This is a genomic window from Salinirubrum litoreum (genome assembly GCF_020567425.1).
In the GTDB taxonomy this organism is placed as follows: domain Archaea; phylum Halobacteriota; class Halobacteria; order Halobacteriales; family Haloferacaceae; genus Salinirubrum; species Salinirubrum litoreum.
Window position 1 is genome coordinate 617,609 of record NZ_JAJCVJ010000002.1, and the last position, 16,209, is coordinate 633,817.

The following is a 16,209-nucleotide window of genomic DNA, read 5'->3' on the forward strand; positions in this document are numbered from 1 at the left end:
GAGCACAGCGAGTCGCGGCCGGTCGAGCGGTCGGGGGCTTTCACCCCTCGTTGCTCACGACCGATTCGACTGAGGTGCCGTAGCCGACGTGACCGATTTCACACTCCAACCGTATCCGACCGAATTCACATCAAAACCGTAGCTCACCGAGTCCTACCCAGCACCCACAGAATCACAGTCGCCCGCGTCTCACCGGAAGTACGCCTCGTCCTCGAACGGTTCGTCCTCGCCCTCCACGGCCAGTACGTCCAGTGCCGTCACCTCGGCCGCGACACCGAGTACCCCGGCGAGACTCGGCTCGGTTCGCCCGTCGTCACCCGAGATCAGTTCCTTGATGTAGAGCCCACCCTCGCCGTGGACCTCGACGGTCGCGTGGTGGTCGTCGGTCAGTTCCGCCGAGATCGAATGCACGATCCGCGTCCGGGTCAGGTTCGCCCGGCGGTGGTCCACGCGCTGGGGCGTGTACTGCTCGACCGTCGCGCCGTCCAGCGCCGCGACCGCGTCGGCCAACTGTTCGGCAATCACGCGCTCGCCGAAGGCCACCTCCGCCCGGTAGGTCTTGCTGGCGTCGAGTTCTTTCACGCGCTCCACCATGTCGTAGGTCGCCAGGCGGAGTCCCTCGACCTCGACTTTCCCGTCGGCGAAGGCGTTGATGTCCGACTCCAGTCGTTCCACGTCCACCGTCCGCCTGCGGGGTTCCTCCACTTCGATCACGAACGGACGACCCGTCCCGAGCATCAGCGCGTCGACGTCCTCCCGGCCCGCGCCGTGGAACGTCGCCGCCACGCCGTCCATCACGTCTTCCACGAGCGGCGCGGTCAGTTGCTCGACGCTCTCGTCGTACAGTAGGCCCGACCCGCCGCAGGTCTCACAGGTGCTCCGGCCGTCCCGGCCACTGCCGTCACAGTCCGAGCAGGGCCACGTCGTCTGCGGGATGTCCCGCTCCAGTTTGCGGTAGCGCCCGTAGACGAACGCCGAGTTGATCACCGTCTCCACCTCGTCCTCGGCTAAATCGAGCAGAAACTGCACGTCGGGGCGACCGAACTCGACTTCGGTGTCCGAGAGTCGCCCGACCCGCTTGCCGACCTCGCGGTTGAACTCCGACTTGAACAGTTCCCCGGCGTCCTCCGGGAGGCCCGCGCCCTCCCGCAGGAGGACCTCGTTCTCCTCGATCAGCGGCGGGGTGCGCGTCCCGACCTGGTACGTCTCGAACTCGGCGTCGCCGACCGACTCGACACAGCGTTCGGCCCACTCGTCGAACGTGTCGCAGTAGCCCTCACACACCCAGCAGTCGGCGACGTCGACCGACTCGAAGGGGTCGTCGTCGTCGAGTGCGACCGCGACCCGGAGCGAGCGACCGCGCTCCGCGTTCGTCAGTCCGAAACTCCGATCCGCGAACACCCGGCCCACGCAGGCGTCACACACCGGCCCGTCGGCGATGACGGCCCGCGCGTCGTCGAGGATGGTCATACCCGACTCTCCAGGGCGGCGCGGTAACTGTCTTGCTCTTCCGCCGTCGGCCCGGTGCGTGCCGCGACCGAGGCGTTTTCAGCGTTCGTAAGTGGTAACAAAACTTGAAGTGATCGTGAGAATATCGCAACAACAGCACTCCGTATGCGACAACCTTCTGCGACGCCCGACCGAACCGACGCGGGACAGCCACTCTCGCCGCTACTCGTTCTCTGCGTGACGCTCTGGCTCGTCACGGCACCGGTCGCGGGTGTCGTCGCACCGGCGGCGACGCCGGCCACCGGGACGCCCTCGGTACTCGATCCGGCACCGACCGCCGGCAACGACGCTGGCGTCGGCGCGGCCGGCAACGACGCCGGTCTCCCGCCGGGGACCGTCACCCCCGACCCGAACCAGTCGGCCATCGCACCCGCACCCGGTCCCGACCCGCACACACTCGACGCGAGCGACTACGTCTCCGCCCCGGTGAACGTCACGCTCGTCACCGGAACGACGGTGACCGTCGTCCCCCGACCGAACGAGAGCACGTATCGCGTCCACGGGACCGCCGACACCGAGACCGTTCACACCGACCGTGGGACCTACGTCTTCCCGACGGAGACCGACCTGTCGGCGTTCGACCGTGCACTGTTCAACGTCGACCTGCTGGTCGCCCAGAACCTCACGGACGCCGAGACCGACTCGATTCCGGTCATCGTGACCGGTGCCGGCGGCGACGGCCGCGTCGGTGCCGACTCGACCACCGCGACCGCAGGTGTCCGCACCGCGACGAGCGGCGTCGAGGGCGTCAGCGTCGGCCGCTCGTTGCCGAGCATCGGCGCAGTCGCGGGGCGGATCGACACGTCCGCGTCGGGACAGCCCACGACCGTCACGACCGACAGACGGGCGGTCGGCACGACCGATGCAGGCGCGGCGACCACGACCGTCTCGCCCGCCGAGTCCCTCGGGTCGACCGACGCGGTCGGTCGCGTCTACCTCGACCAGCAGGTCCAGCCACACCTCGACAACGCGGTGAACGTCACCGGCACCTACCGCGCCCGCCGGCAGTTCGACGTGAGCGGCGAGGGCGTCCGGGTCGCGGTGCTGGACACCGGCATCGACGACACCCACCCCGACCTCGACGACGCGGTCGTCGCCGAGCGGGACTTCACCGGCGAGGGCCTGCAGAACGACCCGGTCGGCCACGGAACCCACGTCGCGGGCATCGTGGCCGGTGACGGGACCGCCAGCGACGGCGACTACGTCGGCTACGCGCCGGACGCGAGCCTCCTCAACGCGCGCGTCCTCGGTACCGACGGCGGGTCCGTCTCCGACGTGATCGCCGGTGTCGAGTGGGCGGTCGCGGAAAACGCCGACGTCGTCTCGATGAGTCTCGGTGCGGACGCGTGGGCACCCTCCGACCCCCTGACGCGGGCGGTCGAGAACGCGACCGACGACGGCGTGACCGTCGTCGTCTCGGCGGGCAACGACGGCTCCTACGGGTCTGAGACGATCGGCACGCCGGGCATCGCCGAGTCGGCGATCACGGTCGGCGCGACAGACGACGCCGACCGACTGACCGCCTTCTCCTCGCGCGGACCGACGCCGTACGCCGAGCGCGTGAAACCCGATCTCGTCGCGCCGGGCGAGGGGATCAACAGCACCTGCTCGCCGGAGCGCGGGGACGACTGCGTGGACACCGAGACGCCCTACGTCTCGAAGTCCGGGACGAGCATGTCCGCACCGGGCGTCAGCGGCGTGGCCGCCCTGCTCGAAGAGCAGGAGGACGACGACGGCGACGCGAAGACGGATCTCTCGCCCGCCGAGACGAAGGCCCGACTCGTCACCAGCACCGACCGCCTGTCCGGCTACACGGTCTACCAGACCGGCAGTGGTCGCCTGAACGCGACCCGCGCACTCGAGTCCGACCTCCGACTGAGCGACGGGACGATCGACGTGGGAGCGGTCGTCGGCGAGAACGAGACCGCGACCGTGACGATCACCAACACCGGCGACGACACCGTACTCCTGCCGGTCGAACTGGTCGTGACGGACGAGGCCGGCGAGTCCCGACCCGCAGGCGCGGCGACGAACGTCTCCGGCGACAGCATCCTGCTCGGTGCCGGCGCGTCGAAGACGGTCGGGGTCGAGGTGGACGCCGGTGCGACCGCGGGCACCTACTCCGCCCGCCTACAGTTCGGCGACGACGGGAACCACCCGGCCGAGCGTCGGACCGTCAGTCTCGGCTGGCAGACCGCGATCAAGACCGTGACGGTCGAGAAGCGCGCCGCCAGCGGTGAGCCCTCCGACGTGTGGTCCGACGAACTCCGCGTGATCGGACAGGACACGGACGTCAGCAGAAGCGGGTGGGTCTCTCAGACCGACACGCTCTCGTTCGACGTACCGATCGGCACCTACACGCTCGCGTCGTGGGGAACCGACGAGACGACCGGTCAGCCGGTGTTGCTGGCCCGAACCGCGACAGTCGACGCGGACACGACGACCCTGACCCTCTCGGAGAACGAAACCGTCACCTACGGGTTCGACGGTTCGAACCTCGCGCCCGAGACGGTCGACACGATCGGTGTCTTCGGCGGCATCTCGCACGGTTCGACGCCGGGCTACACGTGGACACAGCCGAGCCAGCGTGCGTCGTCGATCCGCGTCAGCGCCGGGTCGAACGTGCGGGCGACCCTGGGCGTCCTCGCGGTCGGGAAAGACAGGTACGACTACACGGAGACCGACCTCGGCGACGGCTCGGCGTACAGTCTCGGCTTCTACACCGACGGCGTGGACGGGCCCGAGACGTTCGCGCCGGGGGAGTCGTCGCTCTCGACGCTGAACTACACGCTGTACCGTGGCGGGCCGACCGCCCAGTACCGCTTCGAGACGGGCGGATTCGCGGCGAGCGACGCGGCCGTCGAATCGCTCGGCGCGAGCGTCGGGGACACACGTCGACTCGAACTGCGAACCAACCACGACGACGGGCAGTACCACGAGGTCGAGAACGTCGACGCCGGCGCGGACGACTCGTGGGCGTACTCGCTCTTCGGAGACGGGGTCGTTCCGACGAACACGGCGGAGACGACGGTCAACGAGCGACCGTTCACCACGACCGTCGACTGGACGTTCGACGACACCGACGGGCGACTGACGGTCGTCGGCGAGGCGCTGTCGGAGCAGGGCGCGCACCGCACGGAACTCCGCGGTCTCGACGGCCGTGTCCGTGTCAGCAAGAACGGTGAGGTCGTCGAACGCGGCGATCTGCTCGGCGGGTTCTCCTTCGACGTGGACCGCACTGCGGGACTCGGCGACACCTACCGCGTCTCGGTCAGGACGAACGGGTCGCTCCGCCGGTCCGGCCCGCGCGCGACGACGACCCTCGAAGGCACGAACTACCCCGACGCCGACGGGACGCCGCCGAGTGTCGAACGACTCGACGTGCCCGCCCTCGGCCTGAACGGCGGTGTGCCGGCCGAACGAGTCGCGCTGAACCTCACGCTGTCGGACGCCGGCGAGAAGACGGCCGGCGTGGCGGACGTGCAGGTGCGGTACGCGCCCGGCGACGTGGCGACGGCGGCGTGGGAGAACGGCACGCCGACCGACGCGTGGCAGACCGCGCCCGTCGGCGAGGTCGGCGGGCCGACGACCCAGACCGCGACGCTCGACCTGCGGGAGTTCCGGGCCGAGCGCGTGAGCATCGCGGTCCGCGTGAGTGACGGCAACGGGAACTACGTCGTCCACCACGCGTACGACAGCCTCGCGGTCGGTCGGTACACGGGCGACACGGCACCGCCGCGACCCAGCCTCTCGGGGCGGATCGAGAACGCGACCGGTCCCGTCTCGACCAACGACAGCGTCCTGTACTACGAGGACGGACGCGGGAGTCGACTCGACGCCGTCGTGACGAACGAGACCGGCAGGTTCGAGGCGACGCCCGACAACGGGACGGTCGCGTTGACCTACCTCCAGACGAACTACCCGGCGACGACGCCGCGCGACGCCGACGGGAGCGTGGACCGCTCGGGCCGGTTCTGGGAGAAGCGGTTCGCCCGCGACGGGACGCCGGACGTCTACTCGCTCGGCGAGCGTCGGGTCGACGGCCCGACCGACCTCGGCGAGACCGTCACGCTCCCCGAGGCCGGGACGCTGAACGTCTCGGTCGTGAACGAGAGCGGCGCACCGGTCGAGGGCGCCGTCGTCGTCGTCCAGCACCACGCGCCGGACGGGAGCGCGACCGCGAGCTGGCGCAACGACACCGACGCCGACGGCCTGTTCCAGAACTACGCGACCGTCCGGCCGGGTGTCGAACTCCACGGCGACGTGACGATCACGGTGGTCCCGCCGGACGACGACGGCTACGTGAATCGGCGCTACAGCCGAGCGTTGACGATGGACGCCGGCGACGAGCGAATCGAGGTCGTGCTGGCGGAGAACACCACGATCACCGGGCGTATCGAGACGCCCGACGGAAGCGCCTCCAGCGACGACGTCGTCTCCGTCTGGAACGAGTCGGGCGACGACTACGAGTTCGACCGGACCGCCGCCGACGGCGGGTTCGCGGTGACGAACGTCTCGCCGGGCGAGTACGGCCTGTACGTCCTCCCGGAGGTGGACGACGGTGACGGTCCCGAGGTCGCACCGCGTGACGGCGTGGTCGACTTCTACACGCCCGGACTGGTGGACGCGACCGACGACGTGGACACGGGGACGACGACGCTCCCGCGCGGCCACGTGCTGAACGTGTCGGTCGTGGACGCGTGGGGTGACCCGTCACCCGACGAGCGAGTCGTCGTCACCCACACCAACGGCGGGGCGAACCTGAGCGTCGGCTACACGACCGACGAGCAGGGGCGACTCCTCGCGGACGACGACGGGACGCTCGGGGTCGAGGTTCCCCGCGAGGTCACTGTCTCTCCCGCCGACGAGAACTACGCTCCGGTGGGCGAGACGCGCTCGCTGACCGTGACCGAGGACCGGACCGTCTCGGTCGTGGTGCCCGGAACGGCCGACAGCCCGTTGACGGTCCGTGCGACACCGACCGAGGCGACCGTCGGCGACCCGATCCGAGCCACGCTGACCCGGAGCCGTGACGGCGCGCCCGTTTCCGGCACGGTCGAGGTGAACGGGACGACCCACGAGACCGGGCCGGACGGCGCGGTGAACGTCACGCTGAACGGTGCCGGGAGCTACCTGATCGAGGGCGAGACCGAACTCGAGACCGGCCGCGTCGTCCGCGACTCCGTCCGCGTCGAAGTCGAGTCCGGTGGTGGCGGCGGCGGCGGGGGCGGGGGCGGCGGTGGTGGCGGAGGGACCCCGATTCCGCCGGCCGGTATCGTCGACGTGCGGCAGACCGACGCGGGTGCGCTGGTCACCGCCGAGAAGGTGAAGGGTGGCCGACTCATCCGGAACCTCCTGCCGAACGTGGCGAGCGACGACGTGACGGTCGAACAGTTCGCGTTCAAACTGACCGAGGACGACCGGCGGTTCACTGCCGAGTTCACCGCGAGCAACGAGGTGCCCGCCGACACGGGCGCGCCAGCGTTGGACGACTCGCTCGGCTACCTGCGCGTCGAGACCGGCGGCCTGACCGACGCGCACGTGGACAACGCGAAGTTCCGGTTCGAGGTCGCCCGGTCGGCGATGGACGACCTCGGCGCAGGCCCCGCAGAGGTGCAGTTGTACCGCTACCACGACGGCGAGTGGCAGGCGGTCGAGACCCGCCACGCGAGCGGGACGACCTTCGTCGGCGTGACGCCGGGCTTCTCGGTGTTCGCCATCGGCGTCCAGTCGCAGGACACCGGTACGCAGACCGCGACCGCGACGCCGACGCCGACCGCGACCGAGTCGTCACAGGGGACGACCGCGAGCGCCGACTCCCCGACGCCGGAGTCGACCGAGACGACCGGTCCGGGCTTCGGTCCGGCGGTCTCGCTGGTCGCGCTCCTGGCGGTGACACTGCTCGCCCGGTCGGTGCGTCGACGGGACTGAGGCGTCGCCGGGGGCGAGCACAGCGGCGAGACCTCGACTCGCGGCGAGGATCCAGTGTTACAGCGTGATACCGGCCTGCGCGAGGAGCCACAGCGCGACGAGCGTCGTCGCGGCACCGACCGCCAGCAGACAGACGAGCAGACCGGCGGTGACGGCCAGCAGGAACCGCCGGTCGGCGGTGCCGGCGTCCGGGTCGTCGACGCGGTCGGTGAGCAGGCGGACGTTGCGCTCGTTGGCCTTCCAGACCGCGTCGAACAGGTCGCCGACGACCGGGAGCGACCCGAGCGTGGCGTCCAGCACGAGGTTCACACCCATCCGGGCCAGCGTCTCGCGCGGGACGCCCATCGCGGCCGCCTCGGCGACGATGTACGCCGAGACCGTCGCACCGGGGACGTCACCGAGGACGGGGAGCAGGCCGAGGATCGGATCGAGCCCGATCCGGTAGTCGGTCCCCGGCACGCGGATGGAGCTGTCGAACAGTCGGCTCAGCTCCCGGAGGTGCGCGATGCGGGCCTCCTGGGAGACGAGCGTGGTCGGCTCGTCGGACTGCGCCACGGCGGTCGTCGGGGGGCGCTGACTGGGCACGGCTGTCCCGTCGCTCCGGAGACGGTTAGCCGTTCGTGCGTCGACGCGGCCGCCGTGGACGACAACACAAAGTTTTCTGTCGACGCCCGGGAGAGGTCACACGACGGTCCCGCCATGCCCTCTCTCGACCGACGGTTCGTGGTACTCGCCTGCTGTGTCGCGGTTCTGACGGCGACGATCGGCCTCGCGGCGACGACCGACGCGCCCGTGCCGGTCGTCCCCGACGCGGGAGGCGACACCGCCGCCGACGCACCTGCGCCGACCGACGCCGTCGCCCGCCTCCACGGCGCGGGCTACACCGGCGAAAACGTCACCGTCGGCGTCCTCGACGTCACCGGCTTCGACACCGGCCATCCGGCGCTGGCGGGGCGCGTCGCCGGGACGCGGGCGTTCGCGGACGGCGAGACGATCGCGAACGGCGGCCGGACCGACCACGGGACCGCCGTGGCGAGCGTCGTCGCCCGGACCGCGCCTGCGGCGGATCTCTACCTCGCGTCGTTCGACACCGACGACGGCTTCCAGCAGGGCGTCGCGTGGCTCCTCGGCCGTGACGTGGACGTCGTCGTCGCTCCGGTGTCGTTCCCCGGCGCGCCCGGCGACGGGACCAGCGCGGTCGCCCGCGCGGTACAGCGGGCGGCCCGCCAGGGCGTGATCGTCGTCGCGCCGACCGGCAACGTCGGACAGAACCACTGGGAGGGTCGGTTCGACCCCGTCGACGCCGGGACGCACCTCTTCGAGCGCGGGACACGCAACTACCTCCTCCCCGGCGAGCGCACCGACGAGCGGATCCGCCTGTGGCTGTCGTGGGACGCGACGAGCGAGCGGCGCGACTTCACGCTCGCGCTGTACGCCGTCGAGGGTGGCGAGCGCCGCCTGCTGGCCCGGTCACAGCCCTACCCGGCCGACTCCGCGCCGAACGAACGCCTCGTGGCGACGCTGGAGGCGAACACGACCTACTACGTCGTCCTGCGCGGCCCGCCCGACGCCGCCGGGGCCCGGGTCGCGGTGACCAGTCCGACCCACCGGCTCTCGATCGGCACCCGTGCCGACAGTCTGGTCGCCCCCGCTAGCGCGCGCCCGGTCCTCGCGGTCGGGTCGTACGACCGGGAAGGCGGCTACGTCGACCCCTTCAGCGCGGCCGGCCCGGTCGCGGACGGTCGCTCCGGCGTCGACCTCGTCGCCCCGGACGGCTACGCGGTCGCCGGCCGGGACGCGGCGTTCGACGGTACCTCCGCGAGTGCGGCCTACGTCGCGGGCGTCGCGGCACTCGTCGTCGACGCCGCGCCGGCGCGGTCGGCCGCCGAGGTCCGCCGGAGTCTCGCGGTCACGACCACCGACACCGGCCCGCCGGGCGTCGACCCGACCGGCGGTCACGGTCGCGTCCGACCGGTCGCGGCGGTCCGGGCGGCACGGAACGCGACGTGAGGCTCAAAAATCGACTGAACCGACAGGTACCCCTTTGGACCCGCCGGGCGAACACCCCACAAGCGCATGTCGTCCTACATCGAACGCCTCCAGAACCGAACCGACGGGCGGGAGACGCGCCGCCGCGTGCTCACGCTGTCGGACGACGACGCCGCCGAGGTCCTCGGGACGCTCTCGTCGGACACGAGTCGGCGGGTCTACCGGTCGCTGTTCGACGCCCCGGCGACCCCCTCCGAACTCGCCGCCCGGCACGACCTCTCGATCCAGAACGTCCACTACCACCTCTCGAACCTCGACGAGGCCGGTCTCGTCACGACCGTCGACACGGTCTACTCCGAGAAGGGCCAGGAGATGACGGTGTACGGTCCCGCGAGCGACCCACTCGTCCTCGTGGGCGAGGAGGACCGCGCGTCGTCCATCGACCGGTCGCTCCGGGACGTCGTCACCGGTCTCGGGGGGCTGGCGGCCGCCAGCCTCCTCGTCCAGTGGGGCGCTGAACGACTCGCTCGCGGCGGGACGGGGGCGGCCGCCGAACCGGCCGGCCTCGGTCCGGTCACGGGCGAACCGGTCGGGACGCTGTCGTGGCTCGTCTTCGGCGTCCTCGAACCGGGGCTCGTCTTCTTCGTCGCCTGTCTCGTGCTCGCGGCCGTCGCCGTCCGGTTTCGGGCGTAGGGGGGTCGGCCCCGCGCGCCGCTTCAGTCCCGGACGCCGCCGACGATGGCGACCAGCGCGAGGAGCGCGAGCAGTCCGCCGCCGCCGAGGGCGGCGAGCGCCGTGACCGGGAGCGACTCGTCGGTCGCGGGGTCGTTCGTCGTCTCGCTCGCGGGGGAGGGCTGGACGACGAGTGTGCCGATGTCCGCCGGGCCGTCGGTGACCGTGGCCCCACGGTGGAGCGCGAGCGAGTAGTCGCCCGCCGGCAGGCCGCGTCGTGACGAGTCGACCGCCGAGGCGTTCGTCCGCCGGACCGTCGCCTCGTCGTCGCCGGCGGCCCGCCAGGCGTCACCCTCGGCGACCGCGGTCGTGTCGAACAGGAGGCGGACCCGGCCGTCGTCGTTCGCGTCGCGGGCGGTGACGACCGCGGTGTAGTTCTCCGAGGGGCCGCCGAACCGCAGTGTCGCGGCGTCGGCGTCGCCGAGCGTCATCGCCACCCCGAAGACCTGGCCGCGACGGGTCGTCAACACGTTCCCGTCGAGGCCGAACTCGGCGACGGGAGTCGTCTCGGTGCGCCGGTCGGCGTCCGTGGCCGGCAGGACGAGCGTCCCGGTGTCGACGACCGCGCCGTCGACGAACAGCCGAACCGGGTACGCCCCGGCGTCGAGTCCGTCCTGCCCGGCGGGGAGTGCCGTCTCGTCGGTGACGGTCACGGTGTCGCTGTCTCCCCGCGCGCTCAGAGTGGGGACGCCCTCGTCGGGCGTGCCGGCGGCGGTCCGGTTCACCGCGACCCTGACGCGGCCGTCGCCGTTCTCGTCGGTCACGGTCCCGTTGACTCGGTAGTTGACCGACGCGTCACCGATCACGATCCGTGCCTCGCTCGCGTCGGCCAGCGTCACCGGGAGACCGGGTTCCGTCCCGGCGAGCAACTCGACCGTGTCCGGCACGCCGGTCTCGTCGGCCGTCGCCGTCTGGCGGCAGTCCTCGCAGGCGGCGACGGTACGGGTCGTCTCGGTCAGGACGCCGCCGTCCCGCCGCACCGCGACCGAGAGCGTCGAGTTCGGGTCGGCGTCGGACAGGTCGACGACCGCCCGGAACCGCCCGTCACGGCCGACCGTTGCCGTCTCGGAGACGAGCAGGGCCGTCCCGCCGGTCGAGCGGACGCGGACCGTCAGGTCGGTGCCGGGGGCGACGGCGGCCCGCCCCTCGATGGCGACGCCGGGACCGGCGGGTGCCGGGTCGGTCGACGTGACGCGCGTGGTCTCCGCGGCGGCGCGACAGCCGTCACAGGCGACGACGGTCCCGGTCGTCTCGGCGACGGTCGTCCCGTTGTAGTGGACGACCGCCTCGAACTCGCTGCCCGGCGAGACCGCCGAGAGGTCAACGACGGAGCGGAACCGGCCGTCGCGGTCGACGGTCGTCGAGTCGGCCAGCAGGAACGGCGAGGCGCTGCCGCTCGACTGGAGGCGGACGCTCACCTCGGTCCCCGGCGGCAGGTCGGTCGTGCCGGCGACGACCGCGCCGGCCGTGGCGTTGACCGTGATCGACTCGCCCTCGTGGACGAACGTGGTGTCTGCGGGAGGACTCGCCGGATCTGCCGCCGTCGCGCCGCCGACCAGGGGTCCGGCGACGAGAAGGACACAGACGAGGACGGGGAGTCGACTCATCGGGCCACCTCCGGCGGTGCGGGTGGTCGCGGCGACGACGCCGGCGGCGTCGTCCCCGGCGGCCGGAGGCCGATACGTCGGTGCGTGCCGGTCGGAGGTGACCGGCGTGGAGGGCAGTTGCGTCTCATGCCAGTCTCGACTACACGGGACGCCCCATTAGTGCCACTGGAGGCTCAAAATTCGGTTGAACCGTTCCGGGGTCGCCGTCGCGCAGACCGGGTCACGAGTACAGTCGCGCGAGCGGAGTCGACCCCACGGACGGCCCAACACGGCGTCGTCACTGGCCGTGTGGATACTGTTGTCCGGAGTGGCAGTGAGTACCCCTACCCGACGTGCCCCTCCGGCGGACGTATCTAATTACTGGGGCGTCCGGTATAAGCTTTGTAGCCCGCGACAACCGTTTCGGCTTCTCCGATCCCGGCGTCTCGGCGCTCCTCTCTCCGCTCTGTGCCCGATCACGCGGTGAGCTCCGACCGAACGACGACGACCCCGACACAGAGCCAGCACCCCACTTCCAGCAGAAACGCGGGCGTGCCGACGTAGAACTGCGCGAACTGCCCCGGCGGGAGCGTCACCTGCGGCGTGTGTTCGACGACCGGCCAGGCCAGGAAGGCCACGTCTCCCGGTCGCCCGTTCACCACCATGTGGAGCGCGTCGAGTGCCAGGTGCGACGCCCACGCGACCCAGACGACGAGCCACGGCCGCGATTGCCCGGACCGCGACTGCCCCGCCCCGACAGCGACCCACGCGAGTGCGAGCAACCCGACCGCCACGAGTCCGACCGGCGAGTGTCCGACCGAGTGGAACGACTCGGTCACGCCGACCATCGCCAGTGGCTTGTCGAGCAGGTCCGGCAGGGCCGCGCCGAGTACGCCGAGCCACGCCGGGCGGTGCCGCCAGTCCGCGAGTCGGCTCTCGCCGAACAGGACGTGTCCGAGGACGTAGCCCGCCAGCAGATGCGTCGGAAACAGCACGGGAGCACGGACGGCCCCCAAGCGCTACTCGGTTTCGGCTCTCGACGCGCTCCGTCCTCGCGGCTCCCACCGCACGCCGGTCCGCGTTCGACCGCCGTTCAACACCCCTCGCAGTCGCAGTACGCGGCACAGACCGGGTTGTCACAGTCCGGGTTCCGGGCCGAGCAGTGCGTCCGGCCGTGTTCGATCAGCAGGACGTGCAGGGGGTACGTCAACTCGTCCGGGACGACCGAGTCCAGCACGTCGTGGGCGCGGGCGTTCGACGCCGACTCGGGCACCAGGCCGAACCGCTTCGAGACGCGCTCGACGTGGGTGTCGACCGCCATCGTCGGCTTGCCGAAGTGGAAGTTGAGGACGACGCTGGCCGTCTTCGGGCCGATGCCCTTGATATCGGTGAGCCACGCCTTCGCCTCGGCGGTCGGCATGGCGTCCAGAAACGCCAGCGAGTAGGCCCCGCCGGTCTCCTCGCGGATCGCAGACAGTGCGCGCTGGATGCGGGTCGCCTTCGTCTCCGGCAGGCCCGCGACGCGGATGACCTCCGCGAGTTCCGCCACCTCGGCGGCCTCGATGGCCGCGAAGTCCGCGTAGGTGTCGAAGAGGTTCTCCGAGGCGCGGGCGGTGTTCTGGTCGGCGACGTTCTGTGAGAGGATGGTCGTCAGCAGTTGCCGGACGCCCTCGGCGGGGTCGCGGTCCGGGTCCGCGCCGTGGGCCTCGGTCGTCTCGACCGGCCCGTAGAGGTCGACGAGGTCGTCGTGCAGTGTCCGAACGCGCGTTGCCGTCCACTCGGCTCCGTCCTGCGACATACCCGATGCAGGGACTGGAGTCGCATGAAGCCGACGACTGGGACCGGGGAACGCTTTTGAGCCACAGGCCACCAGACGCAGACGTGCCAGACGAAGTGACGCCCGCCCCGCTGCCGGTCCGGACACCCGCGTTTCTCGTGGATCAGGCCCTCGTCCTCCTCCTCGGTGTCGTCCCGGTCGTGGCACTCGGCACGCCACTCGCGGAGGTCGTCTCGCCCGGCCGGACGCGCTCGCTCGTGTTCGTCCTGCTGATGGGCATCGCGTTCGGCTACCACCTCCTGCTGGAGTGGCGCTGGGGGCAGACACCGGGCAAGCGACTGTTCGGGCTTCGGGTCGTCTCCGGCGACGGGAGCGCGCTCCGGTTCCGCGGGTCGCTCCTCCGGAACGCGCTCCGACTGGTGGACGGTCTCGGCTACTGGAGCGTCGCGGTGGGCGTGATCCTCGTGCGTGGTGACGGCCGGCGACTCGGTGACGTGGCCGGGGACAGTCTGGTCGTCCGCGGCCGGAGCTGACGACGCGCCCTGCCACGGCGTGGGGCCGCGTCAGTAGCCTCCCTGCCACGGCGTGAGGCCGTGGCAGTACTCTCCCTCCCGCGGCGTGGGGCCGCGTCAGTAGTCTCCCTGCCACGGCGTGTGGCCGTGGCAGTACTCTCCCTCCCGCGGCGTGTGGCCGTGTCAGTAGTCTCCCAACACGCCGAGTTTCCGCGCACGCCGGGTCGCGTACTGGAAGACCAGATAGCCCGCCAGCAGGTAGCCGACCGCGACGCCGAACAGGAGCGCCAGATCGCCGACGGAGAACTCCCACAGTCGCGTCCCGCCGACCATCGCACGCTGGAGCATCCCGCTCCCGTGCGCGAGAGGGAGCAGTCGCGCCCAGCCAACGTCCAGTGCCGGCGCGGAGATCAACACGACGAACCCGAACTGCAAGAGATTCAGCCAGTTGCCCACCTGCTTGTAGAGGACGGTGACGCCGCCCGCGGCGAACCCCAGTCCGAGGACCGAGGTGATCGACAGCCCCGCGATCACGACGACCGTCACGACGTTCAACTGGAGCGTGGTCCCGCTGAGCAGGAGCATGGCCGCGAGGATGACGACGCTCGTGAGGAACGTGCGGACGATCTTGGCGACACCCTTCAGCAGGGCGACCGGCGCGAAGCCGAAGGGACTCGTCACGTGGCGCTCCAGCGTCCCCCACTGCACCTCGCTCCCGATGTCGTTCGAGATGGAGGAGTACGCACCGACCGACAGCGTCCACAGGAAGTAGCCGACGATGATCCCCGCCAGCGAGTCCGACAGGGCCTGGCCGGCGATCATCCGCCCGCCGTAAAAGAGCAGGCCGAAGAAGAACAGCGAGATCACGATGCCGCCGATAGCGTTCGCCGGGTAGCGGACGAACAGCACGAACTCGCGGTAGAGGACTGCCCGCGCGAGATCGACGTAACTCGCCGGTCGGAGCGGCGGCAGGTCCTCGTGGCTCACGACTCCGACCCTCCGTCGGGCCGATGGACCGGAGTCGGCTGTTCCTCGCCTCGCGCTCGCTTCCGGTCGCTGTCGTCGCCCCCGTGCCCGCCGGGGTCGTCGTCGCCGAGTGACTCAGGAGCCGGTTCGCCCGCGTCGATGCCGGTCAGATCGACGAACACGTCCTCCAGGTCGACCTCGACCGACCGGATGCGGTCCAGACGGACCCCCGCCGACCGAAGCCGGCCGAAGAGGTCGTAGACGCCCTCGCTGTCGACCGCCACGGCGATTCGGCCGCCGGAGTCGTCGTCGAACACCTCGGCGTCGGTGACCGTGAACTCGTCCCGGAGCGCCGCCAGCAGGTCGGTGTCGAGGTCCTGGCTGGTGATCGCCAGTCCGTGGGCGCTCCCGCCGGAAAGCAGTGCCTCCACGCTATCGTCGGCGACGATCCGACCGCCGGAGAGGATGATCACGCGGTCACAGACCGTCTCGATCACGTCCATGTCGTGACTGGAGAGGACGACCGTCAGCCCCTCCTCCTCGGCGAGTCGGCGGAGTTCCCGCTGGAGGGTGCGGGAACTCTCCACGTCGAGGCCGAGCGTCGGTTCGTCGAGAAAGAGCACGGAGGCGTTCCCCGCGAGGGCACTGGCGAGCGACACCTTCTGTTTCATCCCGCGAGAGAGCTTCCTGACCGGGGTGTCGGCCTTGTCGAGCAGGTCCAGTCGGTCCAGCAGGCGGTCGTGGTACGGCTCCGCGCTGTCCGGGTCGACGCCGCCGATGGTGGCGAAGTACCGGAGATTCTCACGCACCGTGAGCCGCCAGTAGTCGTTGCGCGCACCCTCCAGCATCGCGTCGACGTGGGCGTAGGCCCGTCGGGGGTGGCGGCGCACGTCGATGCCGTGGACGTGGACCTCCCCCTCGTCGGGGACGACCATCCCGAGGATCGACTTGATGAGCGTCGTCTTGCCGGCCCCGTTCGGTCCCAGCAGCCCGACGACCGACCCCGACTCGATGGTGAACGACACGTCGTCGACCGCCGTCACCGCCTCGTCGCCGGCACCGAACCGCTTCGTCACGCCGGCGACGCTGACCGCCGGGTCGGTGGTGGCTGTCGAGCCGTCGGTGGCGGGGTCAGGGTCGTCGGACGACGCCGGGGGACCTCCCGGCACTCGTCCGTCTCGCGCTGTCATCGACCGGGATACGGGAC

At 71.1% G+C, this 16,209-nt stretch carries 11 protein-coding genes; 4 read left to right on the top strand and 7 right to left on the bottom strand.

Going from position 1 to position 16,209, the window contains the following annotated elements; all coding sequences use genetic code 11:
• Positions 1 to 189: 189 nt before the first annotated feature.
• Positions 190 to 1,470 (bottom strand): tRNA pseudouridine(54/55) synthase Pus10, encoded by a 1,281-nt coding sequence (locus LI337_RS11785; RefSeq protein ID WP_227230038.1) that lies wholly within the window; start codon positions 1,468 to 1,470, stop codon positions 190 to 192.
• Between the two features lie 144 nt (positions 1,471 to 1,614).
• On the opposite strand from LI337_RS11785, the gene LI337_RS11790 reads away from it, so the two are divergent.
• The gene (locus tag LI337_RS11790) at positions 1,615 to 7,440 is read left to right on the top strand and encodes a S8 family serine peptidase (RefSeq protein WP_227230039.1); all 5,826 of its coding nucleotides are present in this window, start codon (positions 1,615 to 1,617) and stop codon (positions 7,438 to 7,440) included.
• A 57-nt stretch (positions 7,441 to 7,497) separates the two neighbouring features.
• Here the strand turns inward: LI337_RS11790 and LI337_RS11795 are convergent, their stop codons facing one another.
• Entirely contained in the window at positions 7,498 to 8,025 is a 528-nt protein-coding gene (locus tag LI337_RS11795) for a DUF4112 domain-containing protein (protein ID WP_227230040.1), read from the bottom strand.
• Positions 8,026 to 8,139: 114 nt separating this feature from the next.
• Here LI337_RS11795 and LI337_RS11800 point away from each other — a divergent pair, with 114 nt between their 5' ends.
• Positions 8,140 to 9,450, top strand: coding sequence for a S8 family serine peptidase (locus LI337_RS11800; RefSeq protein ID WP_227230041.1), 1,311 nt, complete (start codon positions 8,140 to 8,142; stop codon positions 9,448 to 9,450).
• Positions 9,451 to 9,516: 66 nt separating this feature from the next.
• Positions 9,517 to 10,122, top strand: a complete 606-nt coding sequence (locus tag LI337_RS11805) for an ArsR/SmtB family transcription factor (protein WP_227230042.1) — start codon at positions 9,517 to 9,519, stop codon at positions 10,120 to 10,122.
• Between the two features lie 23 nt (positions 10,123 to 10,145).
• On the opposite strand, the gene LI337_RS11810 is transcribed toward LI337_RS11805, so the two are convergent.
• The 3 genes from LI337_RS11810 to LI337_RS11820 form a co-directional block, all read right to left on the bottom strand.
• A complete protein-coding gene (locus LI337_RS11810; RefSeq protein WP_227230043.1) occupies positions 10,146 to 11,768 on the bottom strand; it encodes a BGTF surface domain-containing protein in 1,623 nt (540 codons plus the stop codon).
• 455 nt (positions 11,769 to 12,223) lie between these two features.
• On the bottom strand, positions 12,224 to 12,742 hold the full coding sequence (locus tag LI337_RS11815) for a metal-dependent hydrolase (protein WP_227230044.1): 519 nt from the start codon (positions 12,740 to 12,742) through the stop codon (positions 12,224 to 12,226).
• Positions 12,743 to 12,840: 98 nt separating this feature from the next.
• Entirely contained in the window at positions 12,841 to 13,545 is a 705-nt protein-coding gene (locus tag LI337_RS11820; RefSeq protein WP_227230045.1) for an endonuclease III domain-containing protein, read from the bottom strand.
• An 83-nt stretch (positions 13,546 to 13,628) separates the two neighbouring features.
• On the opposite strand from LI337_RS11820, the gene LI337_RS11825 reads away from it, so the two are divergent.
• On the top strand, positions 13,629 to 14,057 hold the full coding sequence (locus LI337_RS11825; protein WP_227230046.1) for an RDD family protein: 429 nt from the start codon (positions 13,629 to 13,631) through the stop codon (positions 14,055 to 14,057).
• Positions 14,058 to 14,219: 162 nt separating this feature from the next.
• Here LI337_RS11825 and LI337_RS11830 read toward each other — a convergent pair whose 3' ends face one another.
• Together LI337_RS11830 and LI337_RS11835 are read right to left on the bottom strand one after the other, a co-directional pair.
• Positions 14,220 to 15,023, bottom strand: coding sequence for an ABC transporter permease (locus tag LI337_RS11830; protein ID WP_227230047.1), 804 nt, complete (start codon positions 15,021 to 15,023; stop codon positions 14,220 to 14,222).
• Complete coding sequence (locus tag LI337_RS11835; protein ID WP_227230048.1) at positions 15,020 to 16,192, bottom strand: ABC transporter ATP-binding protein; 1,173 nt, start codon at positions 16,190 to 16,192, stop codon at positions 15,020 to 15,022. The genes LI337_RS11830 and LI337_RS11835 overlap by 4 nt, the downstream gene beginning before the upstream one ends.
• Positions 16,193 to 16,209: the final 17 nt, after the last annotated feature.